The 18,945-nt window shown below is 51.7% G+C and carries 21 protein-coding genes; 12 read left to right on the forward strand and 9 right to left on the reverse strand.

All coding sequences use genetic code 11. The features are described 5' to 3' along the window. Window position 1 precedes the first annotated feature (1 nt). From EYZ66_RS11190 to EYZ66_RS11225, 8 genes are all read left to right on the forward strand, one after another. A complete protein-coding gene (locus EYZ66_RS11190; RefSeq protein WP_040817273.1) occupies window positions 2-526 on the forward strand; it encodes an LPS-assembly lipoprotein LptE in 525 nt (174 codons plus the stop codon). Next, the gene (gene holA, locus EYZ66_RS11195; RefSeq protein ID WP_009576782.1) at window positions 526-1,542 is read left to right on the forward strand and encodes a DNA polymerase III subunit delta; all 1,017 of its coding nucleotides are present in this window, start codon (window positions 526-528) and stop codon (window positions 1,540-1,542) included. The genes EYZ66_RS11190 and holA overlap by 1 nt, the downstream gene beginning before the upstream one ends. 12 nt (window positions 1,543-1,554) lie before the next feature. Beyond that, window positions 1,555-2,085: a DUF1993 domain-containing protein gene (locus EYZ66_RS11200; protein ID WP_009576783.1), complete on the forward strand. Its 531-nt coding sequence runs from the start codon at window positions 1,555-1,557 to the stop codon at window positions 2,083-2,085. Between the two features lie 141 nt (window positions 2,086-2,226). After that, entirely contained in the window at window positions 2,227-2,940 is a 714-nt protein-coding gene (imuA, locus tag EYZ66_RS11205; RefSeq protein WP_009576784.1) for a translesion DNA synthesis-associated protein ImuA, read from the forward strand. A gap of 10 nt (window positions 2,941-2,950) precedes the next feature. Next, entirely contained in the window at window positions 2,951-3,163 is a 213-nt protein-coding gene (locus EYZ66_RS11210; RefSeq protein ID WP_009576785.1) for a DUF2788 domain-containing protein, read from the forward strand. 12 nt (window positions 3,164-3,175) lie between these two features. Continuing rightward, a complete protein-coding gene (locus tag EYZ66_RS11215) occupies window positions 3,176-4,591 on the forward strand; it encodes a Y-family DNA polymerase (protein ID WP_009576786.1) in 1,416 nt (471 codons plus the stop codon). Between the two features lie 476 nt (window positions 4,592-5,067). After that, window positions 5,068-5,298: a ribbon-helix-helix domain-containing protein gene (locus EYZ66_RS11220; protein WP_009575505.1), complete on the forward strand. Its 231-nt coding sequence runs from the start codon at window positions 5,068-5,070 to the stop codon at window positions 5,296-5,298. Next, a complete protein-coding gene (locus EYZ66_RS11225; protein ID WP_040816460.1) occupies window positions 5,299-5,586 on the forward strand; it encodes a type II toxin-antitoxin system RelE/ParE family toxin in 288 nt (95 codons plus the stop codon). On the opposite strand, the gene EYZ66_RS11230 is transcribed toward EYZ66_RS11225, so the two are convergent. Beyond that, window positions 5,583-6,278 carry a DUF429 domain-containing protein gene (locus EYZ66_RS11230; protein WP_160195674.1) on the reverse strand — a complete coding sequence of 232 codons (696 nt, stop codon included), beginning with the start codon at window positions 6,276-6,278 and terminating at the stop codon, window positions 5,583-5,585. The genes EYZ66_RS11225 and EYZ66_RS11230 overlap by 4 nt on opposite strands. A 33-nt stretch (window positions 6,279-6,311) precedes the next feature. Continuing rightward, a complete protein-coding gene (locus EYZ66_RS11235) occupies window positions 6,312-7,199 on the reverse strand; it encodes a glutathione S-transferase family protein (protein ID WP_009575508.1) in 888 nt (295 codons plus the stop codon). A gap of 209 nt (window positions 7,200-7,408) precedes the next feature. Here EYZ66_RS11235 and EYZ66_RS11240 point away from each other — a divergent pair, with 209 nt between their 5' ends. From EYZ66_RS11240 to EYZ66_RS11255, 4 genes are all read left to right on the forward strand, one after another. After that, window positions 7,409-10,498 (forward strand): error-prone DNA polymerase, encoded by a 3,090-nt coding sequence (locus tag EYZ66_RS11240; RefSeq protein ID WP_040816470.1) that lies wholly within the window; start codon window positions 7,409-7,411, stop codon window positions 10,496-10,498. 63 nt (window positions 10,499-10,561) lie between these two features. Further along, window positions 10,562-11,227, forward strand: coding sequence for a TVP38/TMEM64 family protein (locus EYZ66_RS11245; RefSeq protein WP_009575510.1), 666 nt, complete (start codon window positions 10,562-10,564; stop codon window positions 11,225-11,227). A gap of 110 nt (window positions 11,228-11,337) precedes the next feature. Next, complete coding sequence (locus EYZ66_RS11250) at window positions 11,338-11,751, forward strand: cupin domain-containing protein (protein ID WP_009575511.1); 414 nt, start codon at window positions 11,338-11,340, stop codon at window positions 11,749-11,751. Between the two features lie 65 nt (window positions 11,752-11,816). After that, the gene (locus EYZ66_RS11255) at window positions 11,817-12,578 is read left to right on the forward strand and encodes an SDR family NAD(P)-dependent oxidoreductase (protein WP_009575512.1); all 762 of its coding nucleotides are present in this window, start codon (window positions 11,817-11,819) and stop codon (window positions 12,576-12,578) included. Window positions 12,579-12,639: 61 nt separating this feature from the next. Here the strand turns inward: EYZ66_RS11255 and EYZ66_RS11260 are convergent, their stop codons facing one another. From EYZ66_RS11260 to EYZ66_RS11290, 7 genes are all read right to left on the reverse strand, one after another. After that, window positions 12,640-12,933 carry a type II toxin-antitoxin system RelE/ParE family toxin gene (locus EYZ66_RS11260; protein ID WP_009575513.1) on the reverse strand — a complete coding sequence of 98 codons (294 nt, stop codon included), beginning with the start codon at window positions 12,931-12,933 and terminating at the stop codon, window positions 12,640-12,642. Further along, window positions 12,918-13,181: a CopG family ribbon-helix-helix protein gene (locus EYZ66_RS11265; protein ID WP_009575514.1), complete on the reverse strand. Its 264-nt coding sequence runs from the start codon at window positions 13,179-13,181 to the stop codon at window positions 12,918-12,920. The genes EYZ66_RS11260 and EYZ66_RS11265 overlap by 16 nt, the downstream gene beginning before the upstream one ends. Window positions 13,182-13,327: 146 nt before the next feature. Next, on the reverse strand, window positions 13,328-15,028 hold the full coding sequence (locus tag EYZ66_RS11270; RefSeq protein WP_009575515.1) for a class I adenylate-forming enzyme family protein: 1,701 nt from the start codon (window positions 15,026-15,028) through the stop codon (window positions 13,328-13,330). Beyond that, window positions 15,021-15,614, reverse strand: coding sequence for a TetR/AcrR family transcriptional regulator (locus EYZ66_RS11275; RefSeq protein ID WP_009575516.1), 594 nt, complete (start codon window positions 15,612-15,614; stop codon window positions 15,021-15,023). The genes EYZ66_RS11270 and EYZ66_RS11275 overlap by 8 nt, the downstream gene beginning before the upstream one ends. A 67-nt stretch (window positions 15,615-15,681) precedes the next feature. Next, complete coding sequence (locus tag EYZ66_RS11280) at window positions 15,682-16,497, reverse strand: enoyl-CoA hydratase/isomerase family protein (protein WP_009575517.1); 816 nt, start codon at window positions 16,495-16,497, stop codon at window positions 15,682-15,684. Window positions 16,498-16,512: 15 nt separating this feature from the next. Next, complete coding sequence (locus tag EYZ66_RS11285) at window positions 16,513-17,583, reverse strand: acyl-CoA dehydrogenase family protein (RefSeq protein WP_009575518.1); 1,071 nt, start codon at window positions 17,581-17,583, stop codon at window positions 16,513-16,515. Window positions 17,584-17,591: 8 nt separating this feature from the next. Then, window positions 17,592-18,776, reverse strand: a complete 1,185-nt coding sequence (locus tag EYZ66_RS11290; RefSeq protein ID WP_009575519.1) for an acyl-CoA dehydrogenase family protein — start codon at window positions 18,774-18,776, stop codon at window positions 17,592-17,594. Window positions 18,777-18,945: the final 169 nt, after the last annotated feature.

The raw sequence follows: 18,945 nt of genomic DNA on the forward strand, positions 1-18,945 counted from the left end.
CATGAGGCGAATTACTCTAGCACTAATCCTTACCTTGTTAAGCGCCTGCGGCTTTCAGTTGCGCGGCAGTGATACCCAAGCTGTCGACGCCGATACAAGCCTACCTATCCGAGTGGTAGGGCTCAGCGCCTACAGCGACTTCGCCAGCGCCCTGCAGGTTGCGCTTAAGCGCGAAGGGTTGGCCCAAGCCGAACGGGCGGATCTTACACTCATCATTAAACCTGTTGAATTTAGCCAAAACACGCTAACCGTTGGCGAATCCCTGCGCATCGCCGACTACGATGTCAGTGGACGCGTGCGTTATCAGCTGATCTTCAAGAACGACCCGGAGTCGGCAGTCGATGAACTGGCTGCAAGCGACGAATTTGACCGGATTATCGAAGCATCACAGCGCCTAGATTACGACCCTGAAGCACCGCTGGCGAGTCGCGCCGAGCGCGATGAAACCGAGCAAGCGCTGTATCAAGAACTGGCTTCGCGCCTAGCGCGTCGAGTCGCACTCAGAGTTCAAGCCCTGAAGTCCTGATGCAAATCTACCCCAATAAACTGGCGCAACACTTAAGCACATCGCTGTTGCCCGTTTATTTGGTCAGCGGCGAAGAACCTCTGCAAATTCAGGAATGCTGCGATGCCATTCGCCAAGCCGCACGTAAACAGGGCTGCGAAGAACGCATCGTTCATCACGCTGATAGCGGCTCGTTCAACTGGGATGACTTTAGCGCCGACTCGAATGCTTTATCGCTATTTGCAAGCCAGCGCTTAATTGAAGTGCGTCTTGGCAAACAAAAAGCCGGAAAAGACGGCAGCGCAGCGCTAGTAGAATATTGCGAACGGTGCGAACCCGGCACCGACATCCTCTTGATTACCACCGACAAGCTCGATAAATCAACCCTCAACAGTAAGTGGGTGAAGCAGATCGATAGCGTGGGTGGCGTACTGCGCATTTGGCCGGTAGAGCCAGCCCAGCTGCCCAGCTGGATTGACCAGCGTTTGCGCCAAGCGGGGCTTAGCATTGAGTCCGATGCCTTAAAATTACTCAGTGAACGAGTGGAGGGCAATTTGCTGGCAGCGGCCCAAGACATCGAAAAACTAAAACTCTACGCCGGCAACAACAGTGCCATCGATCTAACAACCGTACAAGAAGCCGTCGCTGACAGCGCCCGTTTTAATGTCTACGACCTGGCGGACAGCTTATTAAGTGGCGATGCCGAGCACTGTATTCGCATGCTGCGCGGCGTGCGGGATGAAGGTACTGACGCGGCGGCTGTGCACTGGGTTTTCCGCAAAGAAATTTTGCTGTTAGTCGATTTAAAAACCGCCATGAACGAGGGAAACAACCCCGCTCAAGCCATGCAGCGCTTTGGGGTCTGGAAGAATCGTCAGCACCTGGTCGGCAGCGCGGTGAAGAGGCTGTCGGCTAAACGTTTAGAGCGAGCCACTTCGCAGCTAGCCGATGCTGACCAAGCTTTTAAAGGCGCCAAGCACGATGATCCATGGCGCATCTTCGAGCAAATTGCCGTTAACCTAAAAACCCACCCCTAAGAGACATTGATCATGACCATTTCGTTTTACGATGCCACCATCAAACCGATGAAGAAAGCCATTAAAAACCTTCGCAAGGTGCTGCACATTGGCGCCAAGCACGCGCAAGAAAATGGCATTGAAGAAGAGACACTGCTACAGAAAAAACTGTTTGAAGACATGTTTGACCTGCGCACCCAGATATTTGCAGTGCAGCTATTAAGCGCACACCAGGGTGCCCTATGTATTGCCGGTGTAACACCCTCACCGACAAATGCGCAGTTCAATACGTTTGCCGGCGCCGATGCGCTGCTCGAGACCCTATTGAGCGATTTGGATAAAATTGATCCTGAGGCATACCAAAGCAAAATGCTCGAGCCCGTGACCTGCAATCTACCCATTGGCATTGCGCACTTTGAGACGGCATTAGAGCACATGCAGCAGTGGGTCATTCCTCACACCTACTTTCATGTGACCACGGCATACAATATTTTGCGCCACAACGGCGTGCCGTTGGGTAAGTCCGATTACTTAGGTGCAGTGAATATGCGTTTAGAGAAATAAGACGTGTCGTCAAAGGCGACATGTAAAAATTACACCCAATAATTTTCTTGCGTTCGGCCAAAAACTAAACTACTGTAAATGCATACAGTAGTTTAGTTGGGCGGCTGCTTAGTGCCCGCCCCTAGTAAGAGGCACATACCCATGAACGCATTACTTGAACAAGCCATTCAACGCGAAGACACCTGGCTCGGCGGCTTTAACGTCGGCGAACTCAATGTCAGCACTTACCGCCGCTGCCAAAGCACTGGCTATGCGCCGCTCGACGCTGTACTTACCGGAGGCGGCTGGCCCTTAGGCAATACCATCGAACTCTTAAGCGACGGTCACGGCCTTGGCGCCATGGGTGTGTTCTTGCCCATTATGCACAGACTTTCAAGCCGGGGGCAATGGCAGGCCTTTATCAACCCCCCTTGCGCGCCGTATGCGCCCTTACTGGAAGCACGCGACATTCCTACAGAGCAGGTCCTATTAGTACATACCGACTCGAAAGAAGATATTCTGTGGAGCATCGAGCAAGCGATTACTCACAACACCTGCGCCACGGTATTTGCCTGGCTGGGACATCACCGTTACAGCTACGCCGAACTCCGCAAGCTCCAGCTGGCAGCAACCGAACACGACAACCTGATTGTGTTGTTCCGCCCCCTCAGTGCCGCCGACGAACACGCGCCAGCCTGTTTACGTCTAAAAGTCAGCGCCTACCGAGAATTCGAAATCATTAAACAGCGCGGTGGCAAACAGCAAGTTCAGGTAAACTTACCCGCAAGTGACGATTTACCCAATCAGCCACAGCTTTGGGAACTACCTGTCAGCACGACTCAGCAGGCGGCAATTCAGACTGTGGCTTATCCTTAACGAGTAATACATGAATGATCAGTGGCTAACAGAGTACGGTGTAACCCTCGGCGTTGGCGCACTGATTTTATTCATGATTTTTATCGTTTGGGACCTCGCCAAACGTAGCGATGCAGGTAAATTCGGCACGATGATTTTATACATAGCACTTGCCATGGGCATTTTTGGCTTCCTAATAAAAATCGTCATTGGATACCTGCTCGAAAACGCCACCACCGGCTAATACATTTACAGCATGTGGTTGTGCGTCCGCTTTCCTCAATGGGAACTCGACAGCATCGGTGCTCCTCCCACCGCCGCTGCCATTGTAGATAAGCAAATCATTATTTGTGCAAACCAGGAGGCACGCACGCTAGGCATTCGCGCCGGCCAAAATCTTGGCCACGCCCTGCAACTGGCAAACGATAAGCCAGTCAGCTGGCTCGACCGAGATCCCGCCCAAGAACACCAGGCACTTAACAATCTCATCGGCTGGGGCTACCGCTACACCTCGACCAGCTATTCTGATTTTGGGTCGAACCTGCTATTACGCATTGGCCCAAGCTTGAAACTCTTCAAAGGTGTAAACGCCCTCCTACACACCCTCCAATGCGACTTAAAACACTACTCGTATCACTACCACTTGGGGATTGGGCACTCACCCATAGGCTCGTGGCTGGCTAGTTTCTTAGATTCAGATAACGCGCTACTGGAGGCCTCAGACAAAGATAAACTTGGCCATTTATCACTACGCGCTTTAAGCAACTTATACCCTAAAGATATTGATGCTTTAAGAAAAAGCGGTTTGGTCACACTGTCCGACGCATGGAATCAGCCCCGCCCTGAACTGCGCAAACGGTGTTCGAAACACTTTGTCGAACACCTCGAACATCTCTGCCTTGAACGCGAAGCCTATGTGCCGGATTACCAACCGCCTAAGTACTTCTTAGACCGCTTTCGTTTTGGGTATGACCTAAACGATACCCAAGAACTGTGGCCGGGTATTGAATATCTACTGAACGGCTTGAGCGCCTTTCTGCGTCACAACCAGCACCGCACAGCCTCGCTGACCTGGCATTTAGAAGGTATTCACCGTTATCGCGAACAGTTCACCTTGCGCAGCAGCCAAGCACACAGTCACATCACCCCCTGGCTTGGCCTTATGGCTATACGCCTAGAAAGCCTGCAGCTGAAGGAACCGATCGACAGTCTGATGCTAGAGTGCCGTGAACTCTTGCCTTTAGAAGCCGATGCCATCGACCTCTTCGGCAGCACGAAAGGTGCACCCAAACAGGCACTAAGTGACCGCTTACGCACGCGTCTTGGACACCAAGCCGTACAACATATCCGACGGCGTGATGAACATATACCTGAATATGCGCATCAGTTCACTTGCGAGCTGCCTACCGCCACATCGCCCCAGACTGAGGTTCGCGCCCCACGTCCACTTTGGTTGCTTAACCCTCCGGTGAACACGCAATCTAAACAGGCCAAACAATGGGTACATGGTGATATCACCTTAATGCTTGGCCCCGAGCGCATCGAAGACTACTGGTGGGAATCCAGTCAGTGTCGGGACTATTACATCGCCATCGACAACGAGCACTACCGCTTTTGGGTGTTTCGCGATCGGCGATCCCAGCAGTGGTATCTGCACGGTATTTTTGAATAACAGCACCGTAGCACGCAGCCAGCGCACCGACTCGTGATTTGTTTTGCGAACAGTCAGTGCGCTGCTTTGACCGAGCGCGGTTGGCGAGGCTGTCGGCGAAAATGTCTGAGCACGAGGCGATAGACGAGTGTAAGTTTTTGAGCCGTCGCCATTAGTACGAGGGCGCGAGCAAACTAAATGACGAGGCGGACGCGGGTTTATATCCTTTTCAGACCAGCGTTAAACGATCCGCCCTCACGTCTCAGCCAATTTCTTGCGGATCGCTTTAAGGCCGTCCATGGCTCGCTGCGCACGCGACGTCCTGTCGCGTGACGCTCCGCGCGAAACAGGCTGCAGTCGCTCGGCTGACTTACGCGTTCTTTAAAGATCAAGTGGTAACAAGAATAGAAATCCATCTATAAAGGCCACACAATTGAACAGCCCACCCATGTGGTGCAATAATGCACCACATGATGTTTGCCTTAGGAGTTTCAAGCATGACTCGCCAAAGCATTACCCTAACTGAGCAGAACGATCGATGGCTTAAAGATCACGTTGCAAACAGTGGGGAGTATTCCAGTAAAAGCGATCTGGTTAATGATCTAATACGTCGAGCTCGAAGGATAGAAACTATTAATCAAAAGCTCGCCTTTGCCGAGGAAAGCGGTTTTGTTGAATCAACACCCGAAGCTATTCTGGAGGAATTCAAAAACCAACTACCCGACTAAATGCATACTTATAGACTCTCCATTGCGGCCAAGGAAGACTTACGAAGAATCTACGAATACGGCTACCATGCTTTTGGGGCCAAGCATGCGGATGCCTACTTTTTGGGATTTTTTCAAATATTTGACGAAATCGCGGCACACCCACTCAGATACCCAGCAGTAAACCATATCCGAAATGGCTACCGCCACTGTGCTTACAAAGCCGATACGATTTACTATCGCATCAATAACAAGACCGTCGAGATTATGGCTATCCTTGGGGGACAAGATATTGATGAGTGGCTTTAATCTCTGAATTTAGGTACCCACACATAGCCCGACTCGACATCACCAAAAACGTACGCGGCCTGGTCCGTTTGGTACAAGGCGGCAATATACAAACACACCAAGGCATCTAACAGATCCTCATTGGCTTTTACCGCCGCACCACGTAAGTCCTCGATGTAATCGGCTTGCAGAGATTTTAAAATAGGGTCTTCTATTACCAGCGACACATCGGCTGTTTGCAATGACAGAATCGCCTGAGCTAACTGGATTTGCCCCTGCTTGCGTTCGGCTACCGAGCCGCGCTTGTACAGCAAACGTTCGCGCCAGCCAAACAGCTCGACCATAGAAGGGTGTGGATAGCACTCGAGCATAAAGTGTTTCGTGCCCAAATGCTCAAATCCGTGCAGGCGAAGCATTTCGGCCGCACGAACACTGGCTGCGTTTGGGTACAAGGTTAAGTTAGACGGGTGACAACCCGCTTTTGCGCCCCGAAAGACCTGATTCAGCTGCGCTTCACACCCGCGTTGCCCTTCTTGATTGTTGATGATTAAAGGGGCGTCGATTGCGATCCCCTCAATCGAAGACGAAACAATATCCGCAACCCATGCCTCAACCGACTGAGTCGCAACACGGCAGAACAGCACATTGAGCTCGGTGCCGACCAATTCGCCAATAGCCAGCGCCGAGTTGTTATTCTCGGGACGCCAGGCCATGTCAAAACCCGCAATGCGCATGTCTTAACCGGCCTATTGGCGCCGAAAACCTTGACGAGGGAAGTGTACGTGAACCAAGCCGGCTTTTTTGCTTTGACGTGCGATCACATACTCCAGCTCGTCTTCACGCACCAACTGGCCAGACACAGGCAGCAAACCGTAGTCGTCTGGCACAATACTGACCATCCGCTTACCCGAACCGTGGTCTAGGGGCGCCGCGTCTCGCGCAATATGCAGGCTATCGGCCGCGGTAATCTCTCTGACCTGAGTTGACCCAAGCGCTGCTATCTTCGCCATCCACGCTTGAATATTCGGGTAGTCCTCGATACCTGGATGCTCGCCTACCGCATACAAAAACCAAAGACCATGATAGGCGGTAAAATCAGCCAGTGTTGGCGTGTCGCCAAACACAAAAGATTGGGTTAAACGCGCTTCCATATCGTTAAGATGAGCTTGAACCATGGCTTTTGCTTGCTCACCTTTGGGCGTGGGTTTAGCACCCTTCATTAGCTTCATGCGATCCCAGGCAAAACGCAGCAAACGAATCAAACCGAATTCTTGCTTCATTTTTTGCTTTAATGCACCGCTAAAAGCTAGACCTACCAAAGCGAAAAACAGATCACCATCGACTCGCGCGATAAACTCCGCCTGCTCCGTGCTTTGCTTTGAAGGTGCCAGCTCGGGCTTATTACAGTCTGTGGCAATTCGCTCAGCAATAGCGCGCGTATCGCAGTAAATATCAGCCCCCCACTGCGCCACAGGAATACGACGATAACCACCGGTTAGCTGGTCAAGATCTTTGCGAGGCAGCATAGGTGGGGTTTCTACCGAATCGTAAGGACACTCACAATACGCCAGCATTCGACGGATCTTCTCTGCGTAAGGCGATAAGGGGTAGTGATGCAAAATTGGTTTCGTCATAAAACACCCAAGTTTTGTTGTTGTTTTGGATTAACGCTCACGCGAATACAAGGATCGGGCCAGCAGAGCAAGCCTTGGAACTGTCTTGCCACTCAGCGGCAATAAATAACTTAGTCACTATACGCTATCAGCATACTGATCAGACCACGATTGACAAGCAAAAAATACTGTATAAATATACAGATTTTAAGCTCTGTAAATCAACTCTCATGCCTTACTGCGAACTGGTTTGCACCAGTAATTACAGTTTTTTGCGCGGTGCGTCTCACCCTGACGAGCTGGTCGCTCGCGCCGCCGAATTAGGTTATGGCGCTATCGCTATTACCGACGAATGTTCGCTTGCAGGCGTAGTAAAGGCTCACGTACAAGCCGAGATCTCTGACATTAAACTCATTGTTGGCAGTGAATTTCTCACTGTAGAAGGAGTCCGCTTAGTCGCCCTAGCGCCCAACCGAAACGCTTATAGCGAACTCTCAGGCTTGATTAGTCGAGCACGTCGAAGAGCCAATAAAGGTCAATATGAGGTGCACTTACCCGATCTTATTTTTCATTTAAAGCACTGCTTAATCATTTGGTTACCTGAGCAGCTTAATCGCTCACACGTTGCCTTTGGTCATACCCTAAGCAAGCGCTTTAAAACCCGCCTGTGGTTGGGGTTTAAACATTTGTTAGCGGGCGAGACCAGGCAACAGTTTCAAACCTTTGAAGCCTTAAGCCAAGAACTGAATATCCCCATGGTAGCCTGTGGCGATGTACGCATGCATTCACCCAAACGCAAAGCCTTGCACGACGCGCTAACGGCCCTGTATCACCGCACTCAGATTGATCGTTTAGGGACCTTGCGTTTAGGCAACAGCCAGCAGCATTTACGCCCGTTAGAACTCATTAAAGCCTTATACCCAGACGAACTCATCCAGCAAAGCCAGACGATTGCTGATCAGTGCCAGTTTTCGTTACGGGAACTGCGCTATGAGTATCCGCAAGAAATTGTACCTACCGATCAAACCGCCAGTGAGTATTTACGCCAAGAAGTGAAGCAAGGCTGTCGTCAACGATGGCCCAATGGCACCCCCGATGCCATTCAAAAACGCATCGAAAAAGAGCTCGAACTGATTGCTCAGCTGCGCTACGAACACTATTTTTTAACCGTTTACGATATCGTTAATTTCGCAAAATCGCGCCGCATTTTGTGCCAAGGCCGAGGTTCGGCCGCCAATTCAGTGGTGTGCTACTGCCTAGGTATTACCGAGGTGTCGCCCGAACACATCGATTTATTATTCGAACGCTTCATTTCGCAAGAGCGTGACGAACCCCCTGACATTGACGTCGATTTTGAGCACGAGCGGCGCGAAGAGGTGATTCAGTACATCTACCAAAAATACTCGCGTCGTCGAGCGGCTCTTGCAGCCACGGTCATTACCTACCGAACCCGCAGTGCTATTCGCGATATAGGCCGTGCCATGGGTTTTGATGCCAGTTTCATTGAGCAGCTCAGCCAATCGATCGCCTGGTGGGATCGTCGAGCTGAACTGCAGCAGCGCTTTAACGAGCAAGGCATTAAGCATAGCGAACAGCAGGCTATGCATTTTCAGCACTTGGTCAGTCAAATTCTTGGGTTTCCGAGGCATTTATCACAGCACGTGGGCGGCTTTGTGATTAGCGCAGGCCCCATATCGCAGCTCGTGCCGGTCGAGAATGCCAGCATGCCCGACCGCACGGTGATTCAGTGGGACAAGGACGATATCGAGGCCTTAGGCCTGCTTAAAGTCGATGTCTTAGCACTGGGGATGTTATCCGCCATCCGCAAATCCTTAGATCTAATCGCGAATTATCAACCGACCATCGCGCATTTACGTGAAATCCCTAAAGAAGATGCCAGCACCTATCGCATGCTGCAAACGGGCGATAGCTTGGGGGTATTCCAAATCGAATCGCGCGCCCAAATGGCGATGTTGCCGCGTTTAAAGCCTGCCTGCTTTTACGATCTAGTGATCGAAATTGCCATTGTCCGCCCAGGTCCCATCCAAGGTGAAATGGTGCACCCCTACCTACGTCGGCGGGAAGGTTTAGAGCCCGTGAGCTTTCCAAACGACGCCATTAAAGGGGTGTTGCAACGAACCCTAGGAGTCCCCATCTTTCAAGAACAGGTCATTCGGCTAGCCATGGTCGCAGCGGGCTTTAGCGGCGGGGAAGCCGATCAACTCCGCCGCGCCATTACCAATTGGGGCAAGAACAGCAAATTACTGACTTTCGAGCACAAGTTAATTCAGGGCATGCTCGCTAATGGCTACGACGAAGCCTTTGCCAATCGCTTATTCGACCAGATTAAGGGATTTGGCGGCTACGGTTTTCCAGAGTCGCACTCGGCTAGCTTTGCACTGCTGGCCTATGCGTCAGCGTGGCTTAAACGGCATCACCCCGGCGCTTTTTATGTGGGCATACTCAACAGCCAGCCCATGGGTTTTTATAGCCCTTCACAACTGATACAAGATGCCCAGCGCCACGGTATTCACATCGAGCCTCTGGACATTAACCAGAGCCTTTGGGACCACCAACTGGTTGCCACAGATTATCGCCAGCAACCCAACACAATTCGTTTGGGGCTGCGCTTAGTGAAGGGGCTAAGTGAGGCTACTGCAACACGCATTGTCGACAGCAGACGCCAACATGGTCCCTTTAAGGCATTAAACGAGCTGCGCCAGCGCGCCGCTATACCCGCCAATGAATTGCAAGCGCTGAGTAGCGCTGATGCATTGTCGACCATCAGCGGTCACCGCCACCAAACCCAGTGGCAGGTCTTAGGGTTACCCGAACATCGCCCCTTACTGGCCCGTTTGGATAACGCCGAAAACTATCAAAGCCCCAATATCGAGCCCCCAAGCGTTGCCGAAAACGTACTGGCTGATTATCAAAGTACAGGACTCACACTACGCGACCACCCCCTGTCCTTGTTGCGAAAAGAATGGCCCTTTAAGCGCTGTTCGACTCACCGTGAACTGCTTGCCGCCTCGTCGCAACGTTTTGTGCGCATCGCGGGTTTGGTCACCTGCAAACAGCGACCGGGCACAGCATCGGGCGTTATCTTCTTAACCTTAGAAGATGAAACGGGTAACCACAACGTTGTGGTCTGGCCCAAGCTACAGGAACGCTGCCGGCAGGCCTTAATGAATGCACGTTTATTGGTCGTTAAGGGTACGCTCGAGCGTAAAGACAATGTTAGCCATATTATCGCGGGCGATTTAGAAGATTACACCCATGTACTGGCATCGCTATCGATCAAAGCCAGAGCCTATAGGTAACAATACCACCACACTTAGCATCCTCTGCTATGATGGGTTAAACAGCTACCTTATGACCAACTAATGCACCCAATCATTAAAGCCTGTCTTCGCTTAGTCGTATTTTTTATCGGCTTACTGCTACTGACGCGCCTGATGGGCTGGTTTGATTTAAGCGACATCAAGCACTGGTTTGAACTGCTACAACATCAGCCAGCAGAGTCTTTAATCGCCTTGATCGTTGCTTTGCTAATAGCGGATTTACTGTTTTCGATTCCCACCGTATGGGTCGCGCTATTCGCAGGTTATTTTCTGAGGTTTCAACTCGGCCTTACCGCGGTGTTTGCAGGCCTCAGCGTAGCGGCTATGCTGGCCTACGAACTGAGCCGCTACTGGGGGTTACCGCTACTCTCCAGATTGGGTTTATCCGATAGTGAACTAGCACAGGTGCACGAGGACTTTTCCAGATATGGCTCGCTCATGCTGCTACTCAGTCGCTCGGCTCCCATGCTGCCAGAAATCACTTACTGTTTGGCCGGCGCAGCCAAAATGCCTAGACTCAAATTCATGCTATTTTTCTGCTTGGGTCACATTCCCTATGCGCTACTCACAACCTACGCAGGCTCTCGTAGCAATCTAGAGGCTCCGTATCCCGCCCTCGCCGCCTTACTCTTACTTTACGCAGGACTCTGGGGCGCAGCCTTTGTCTTACAACGCAAACATCAAACAGTACACTCAGATCTCACCTAAACGGCCGTAAACTCCAGCGCTAACGGTACCAAATTGGCGCTGCACTCATCAGGGACTTGTTTTGGCAGCAATAGGGTCTAAACTGAAGCGAGCACTTTTAGGAGACCAAAATGCGCTTACTGACTACCTTTTTATTTGTATGCACTAGCTCGCTGACACTTGCTGCGCCAATGCAAAAAGCGACCGAAGTCCTTGGCGGTTACCCCGCGCAAAATTTATTGGATACTCACACTGACATCTTAGGTAACGCAATCGACTACCCCGAACAGAGCTGCAATCCGCGCATTCATTCCGACATTATTACCATGGCACCCGGGCAAACAGGCGCCAAACACACCCACGTCACACCGCTTTACGCGCAAATATTATCGGGCACCATAAAAGTAGACTACGAGGGCTATGGTATTAACACCTACACAGCCGGCGACACCTTCATGGAAGCCATGCATGTCGTGCACCACGGCTACAATGACAGCGACAAACCCGCCTCTCTTCTGGCCGTCTATATGGACTGCAAAAAATAATATATTGCATATATTAAAAATAATTAAGGGCGGATACACACCCGTCAAAGTGATGAGGAGATAACATGCATACCATCGATTTAAGCGGCAAAGTGGCGCTAATTACCGGCGGAGGCAGAGGCTTAGGCAAAGCCATGAGTCTGGGGCTTGCTGATGCCGGTGCTGACATCATTATCGCGAGCCGCAAACTGGAAAATTGCGAAGCAGTGGCCGAGCAAATCAGAGCAAAAGGCCGACGAGCGCTGGCTATACAGGCGCATACCGGCGAGCCCGAAGCCCTAGACCGGGTCATCGAACAGAGCTACGCGGAGTTCGGCCATGTCGATATCCTGATCAACAACGCTGGTATGAACCCCATGCTGGGCGGGCTGAGTGACTTAAGCGTCGAGCTTTTTCAAAAGCTGTTTGACGTCAACACTAAAGGGCCATGGTACTTAGCGTCTCGAATAGCGCCCAAAATGGCAGAGCACGGCGGTGGTTCGATCATTAACGTCATCTCTGTGGCGGGTTTAAAACCCCCGGCGTATCTCGGCTTCTACGCAGCCACTAAAGCGGCGCTGGAAGCGCTGACCAAAGTCATGGCCATTGAATGGGGACCGATGAACATCCGTGTCAACGCACTCGCACCCGGAAGTTATCACTCGGATCTGTTCGACAGCGCTGCGGCAAACCCGGGTTATGAGGAAGGTTCCATTAATGCCACCGTGCAAAAACGTATTGCCGAGACCGAGGAAATCATCAGCCCTATTCTGTATCTAGCCAGCGACATGTCGGCCTATACGACTGGGCATACCTTGGTGAGCGACGGCGGCTTTATGTTGCTTTAACGTATTGTCGCTAGCTGAGCAGTCGGTCCAGAACAGAAAGCAACAAATGGCGATTAACTCACTAAAAACGTATTTCTCTGCTATGACGCACTCGCACAATTATAACGTGAGTGCTTGTTTCCAAACGATAGCGAATGATGTACTCACCGCTACCAAACGGAAGTACAAGATCTCTATAAGCAGTGAGGTTTTCAACAGGCATGCCCGCCTCAGGCGAGATTTGCAGCAGCGATACTCCGTCGATAATACGTTCAGCAGCTCGCTTGGCAGCAAGCGGGTTTTCTGATCTGATGAAGTCTCTGAGGCGTTGTAAATCTTGCGCCGCTTCGGGCAACCAAATTATTGTTGCGGACATGGTTTCTCTTGATCACTACCCCAAGAACTCAACCATTCGTTTACTTCATCACCGCTAATAGATGCACCGGTTGTCTGATAAGCTTCCCAGCGAGCTAGAGTCAGCTCATTCTCGAAGTGCTTTTGCTCCTCTTCTTCAATAAAGCGCCTTAAGGCCTGCTTCGCAAGAAAACTTTTGGATCGCTGCTGCTTAACCGCCAAAGCATTAAGCCGGCTTTCGAGCTCATCATCTAATCGGACACCCAACATAAACGTACCGCCCAGAAGTGTTTAAATTTGTTTAACAAAGATAACGTGTAAACCTGAAAATTTCTATGCCTAATCGTCAAGCGTTAAAACATTCTAATCCGCGCGCACCTCGTCATTTATTTTGCTAACGACTAATCACTTCAGTGTTATGCCTCGGGATAGTACATCCTGCGGCACGCAAGCTTATCCAGTTTCTCGCTGTTGTTACGAGGCAAGGGCCCGTCGGTCAGAGTAATATATTTGGGCACCTTAAAGCCCGCTACGCGCGACGCTAAGTGCTCACGCAGAGTGGCTTCATCTAGCGCTGAACCCTCATGCGCATAAAGCACCATCGCGAGCTCCTCGCCCATGCGTTGGTCGGGCACGCCAAACACAACACACTCTTTCACCTTGGGGTTTTCGTAGGCGGCGTTTTCAATCTCGTTGGGGCTAATGTTTTCACCGCCACGGATCACAATCTCTTTGCTACGCCCGGTAATAAACACAAAGCCATCTTCATCAAGATGCCCTAAATCGCCGGTACGCATCCAACCGTCTGCGGTAAAAACACGATCGGTGGCCTCGGGGTTATTCCAATACTCTTTCAAGCACGTAATGCCACGCAGTTGAATTTCACCGTTGGCACCCGCCGCTAAGGGCTGATCGTTGATATCGGCGATACGGAATTCCATGATAGGCGATGGCAGACCGGCCGAGCCGACTTTTAGGTCGTATACCACACCGGCCATTTGCGATCCGACGGCCACGGTCTCGGTCATACCAAATCCAGCCGAGCGACTCGCGTGAGGTAACTCAGAGGTGATTAAATCGGGGAGATCCACCGGCGTTGCGGCACCACCGGCTACGATACGTAATAACGATTCGATGCTGTATTGGTGACGTAATGGACTGGTAATCACATCGCGCAGAATTGCGGGTACTGAGCTCATGGTGGTGACCTTTTCGCGATCAATCAATTCAATCGCGGTCTCTGTATTCCACTTCCGCATCATAACCACTTTAGACCCAATAAAAGCAGGCAGCAGTAATCCCGAAATCAGTCCTGTGCCATGAAATAGGGGGACCGTAAGCATTGCTGTCTCGCCCGTCGCACCACCGCGATACTCTCGTTCACCTTCTAAGCTCATGACCAAATAGCCCAGATACAACATATTCATCACCGCCTGAGCAACGGCACGATGCGTCGTCACAACCCCTTTAGGCTTACCTGTACTACCCGAGGTATACATGATCATGGCGACGTCATTCGGGTCTACCGTAACGGGCGTTGCACTCTCCGCGCAACCAAGTTCGAGTGCCGTTTCTAAGGCCGTGGCATTGGCGGGTAGCTCGCAAGCGTCTAACTGAGCGGTCACTAACAGAATCAGGTTTGTACGGTGATCTAAGGTCTTAAGCAGAGCACAACGACGCGCATCAACGATCGCGCATACCGGATCGGCGTTACCCACAAGGTAATCCAACTCTTCCGCTTTGCTCCACGAGTTTAAGGGTACCGCGATAGCACCAACGGATAAGATTGCATAAAACGATACCGACCAATGCGGACAGTTTTGCATGGCGATGACGACGCGGTCACCCGGCTTTACACCCAATTCACCTTGAAGATACGCGGCCAGCGCATCCACTTCTTGATAGAAACGCGCATAGTCGTAGCGCAGATCTTCGAACACCATAAAAGGTTTGTCCAGATGCTGACGCCCTGCCCCCATCACGCCCATCATGTCGGCCGGCGCGTGTTTAAAGCCCGTGTATTGAGCATCACCTACGCTAAAAGTATCCAGCTCAAAAAAAGCGCCGGGAGCGGTGATTTCATCACGCTTATTGTGAACATCTTGCATGCTAATCATGACTCGTACTTGCCTCTATGTTCGCTATTATTCGTTCGACACTGTCGATAAAGACGGTGCGCGCATTTTTGCGGTTTAAATGTTCTATTAACTCTTCAACGACCTGCACATCGTCCCGAGCTAATGACTGCCAGTCTTCATCGTTCAACTTAAAACCCGACTGCTGTCCGGCGATTTCTAAATAGATCGATCCCATAATCGAATTACCGACCCATTGCACCAAATCCGCCAGTGCTTGATTCGCAAAGCCCGCGCGTTTGAGAATTCTGGCCAAGGTCGCCAACTGCCCCCACCACGCGGTGGCAATATGCTCGTTCCACCCCAGCAAACCAAACAGACCCGGGTTAGCTAAAAAATACTCTCGCACTGCCAGTGCCCAGACCCGCAGCTGTTGAGACCATGGCGCATCTGGAATGTCAGGGGCCAGATTATTAAGCAGCTGGTTAGCCACTGCCTGCAATAAATGGTCTCGATCTTGCACGTAACGATACAAGGCCATAGGGGTAACGTCTAAGGCCTTAGCCAAGGCATTCATGGATAAGGGTTTGGCAGGCTCCACCGACAGCTGGTCGATCGCCTTAGCCACAATATCATCTAAAGATATTTTGGCCGGCCGACCCCGCTTTACTGTTCCTGCCCTCACCCTGTAACCCTTACAGTTTTTTCCACTTCGGCGCTCGCCCTTCTTGGAAGGACGCCATCGCCTCCTCCATACAGCCCGAAAAATAACCCAATACCTGCTGACGATTCTCGAGCTCCATCGCGTGACGCAGACTGGGTGCGTCTTGATTGGTGCGGATGCCCTTGCGTGTCATCCACACACCGTACTCGCTATTTTGCGCAATGGCTCGCGCCGTGACCAGAGCCTCATCAATCAAGGCATCGGGCGCCACGATCCGCGACACCAAGCCCAAGGCCTTAGCGTCTTCGGCACCTATCACCTGCCCTGTTAACATGAGTTCGGTAGCCGCCGACAAACCCACAATGCGGGGCAGTAAATAGCTCGACCCCACATCGCAACCCGACAAACCCGTTTTGATATACACCGCACCATACTTACTTTTTTCGCTGGCAATCCGTATGTCGCAAGCCAATGCCATCGACAAACCGCCCCCAACTGCGGCACCATTCACCGCGGCAATCACGGGCTTATCGCACTCATGAATAGCTAGAATCATATCGGCGATGTATTCCTGAAACTTGTAAACATAGCCCAGTTCACCCATGCCCTCAGTACCCGGAATGGAGCCTGCCTGAGAATCTTCCGACTTTAAATCAGCACCCGAGCAAAACCCGCGCCCCTCGCCGGTTAAAATAACGACGCGATTTTGCCGATCGCGATTTAGGCCTTTGAAAACCTCGGTTAACTCACCTACCAGTTCTTCGCTCAAGGCATTGAAACGCTCGGGGCGATTCAGCCTAACCTCGAGAATGTCATCATCCAGCTGCTTAGTAATTACCGTACTCATATGACTCCCTATCGATTACAACATCGCGCTTTCGGGGGATAACGCAATGACTTTACCCAGTTGTTCCAAAACGAGTTCGTTGCCACCCATCATCATCTCGTAATGCCTTGACCAGACCGCATAGCGCCACATCGGGTAGTCTCTGTCGTGACCTAACCCGCCACACACGTGCTGGCAACTCGCCAAAACTCGATGTCCGGCCTCGCAAGCCCAAGACTGTGCCGCATAAACGTCAAGCTCGGTTTGCGCGTCTAACGCGTGACTCAATCGCGATGCTGCATTTAAGGCCATAGTACGGAGATTCATGGCATCTATCCAACAATCTGCTAAGCGATGCGACACCGCCTGAAAACTACCAATTTTGACACCGAATTGTTCGCGCTCACAGACATGCTCGCGTGCCAGGGCCATTGCCGCGTCCACCACCCCAAGCTGAGCCATAGCATGCGCCGCCAACTCACGCAGGCGCAAATGCTTTAGCGCCTCGTCACCACCAATCACGATCGCGGGAACGTGGGTTAAGGTTCCATAGGCCTGTGGTTCTAGGGCGGTACTGGTTTGGCTCTGCCACTCGATACCCGCGTGGCTTGGATCGATCAGCACCAAGGAAGGCGTGGGCGCGACAACAGGCACCACCAAACCTCGGGCACCTTGTGCGTAAGGCACGTTTGATACCGTGCCCGAGACCAAGCCATTCTCGAGTCGCAAGGCGGTTTGTGCATGGCAAGTGCTGGCAGTTAACCACGCACCCGAACCCTGTAGCCATTCTATCTGCACAACCTGCTCTGATTCAGCCACAGCAAGCGTCGCTAAAGTATGAGTGATTAATGGTACAGGCGCGCTATAACGGCCCAATTTCTCGATCACGAGGCACGCCTCCAAAAAGCTCAAGCCCGCACCGCCCCATTCTTCAGACAAGGCGACCACATCCAGTCCCGCTTCTTGCAAGGCCGACCATAGGGATAAATCCATGCGTAGAGGCTGAGATTCGACCTTGGCCAAGGCGTCGGGCGCCGACAGGTCTTTAAAAATAGAGTCAGCCAGCGCTTGGATATCCGTTTGAATTTCGTTGAGTGCAAAGTCCATGAGGTCTCCTAGCGCTTCGCTCTGGGTAAGCCCAGACCAAACTGTGATATCAGGTCACGCTGAATTTCGTTCGTACCGCCGGCGAAGCCGTACACCGGTACCGCTCGATAAATCAGCTCAAGTTGCCCCTCAACTAAGGCGCCGAAGGAATTGCGCTTAATGGAACCATTGGGACCAAGCACCTCTAACATCGAGCGATAGCAGTGCAAAAACGCTTCATAGCCATACACTTTGATCGCCGAGGCATCAGCGACATCGAGGGTATTGTTCGCAATAGCCCACGCTTGCTTGCGGCAGTCCAATTGCAGCGCGCGTAACTGCACATAGATCGATGCCAGCAGGCGCTGTATGCGCGCCTGATCGATAAGCGCTGTGCCATCGGGCGTTTTGGTCTTGGAGGCATGCTCTAGCGTATGTTGATACATCAAGTTAGCGGTACCGGGATTCATCAGCGTAAGACGCTCTCGGTTTAGCTGACTGACGACAACGCCCCAGCCGCCATTTTCTGGACCAATTAAGTTGTCGGCAGGCACTCGAACATTGTCGTAATAGGTGGTGTTGGTTTCTCCGTCAGCCACCGTGTGAATCGGCGTATGACTAAAGCCCTCGGCGTCGCTGGGCATGAGTAAAATCGAGATTCCCTTGTGCCTGGGATGTGTCTCAGGGTCGCCAGTACGAACCGCCAAGAAGATGTAGTCGGCGAAATGCGCCAACGAGGTATAGACCTTTTGACCGCTTATCACATACTCATCACCCTCGCGCACAGCGCGGGTTTTAAGCGCCGCCATATCCGTACCGGCGTGCGGCTCAGAGTAGCCAATACCTACTACCAGTTCGCCCCTTAAGATGCCAGGTAGAATGGTTTGTTTAAGGTGATCACTGCCAAACTCGGCAATCGCAGGCCCAATCGATTCCGTGGTTAAATACGGAAACGGCAGACCCGCCCGCGTCACTTCCTCAATAAAAATGTATTGCTCAATCGGACCATAACCCCGGCCACCCCACTCGAGGGGCCAGCCAAGACCAATCCATCCATCGGCGCCCATTTGCCGCATCGCCTGGCGCCACAACGGGCCGCCACCCTCGGTCGACAGCTGTAATTCCGTTTTAAGCTCCGGTGTCATTAAGGTGCGCATGTAAGCCCGAAACTCATCCCTCAAGGCGCGCTGAGCGTCATTGAACTCGGTATTCAAAAGTCTCTCCGATTAATTAATATATACATTATAAATAATAGTAGCTATGGCACAGCAAACCAAGTGTGCACGCACAACAAACCTAGCCTATTCAGACTAAAGGTGAGCAGACCGGTGCAGACGAATCAGGGTAAAGAGGGACGAAAAAGACCGAGCCAAGTGGCTCGGT

Source organism: Aequoribacter fuscus (assembly GCF_009910365.1).
Lineage (GTDB): Bacteria > Pseudomonadota > Gammaproteobacteria > Pseudomonadales > Halieaceae > Aequoribacter > Aequoribacter fuscus.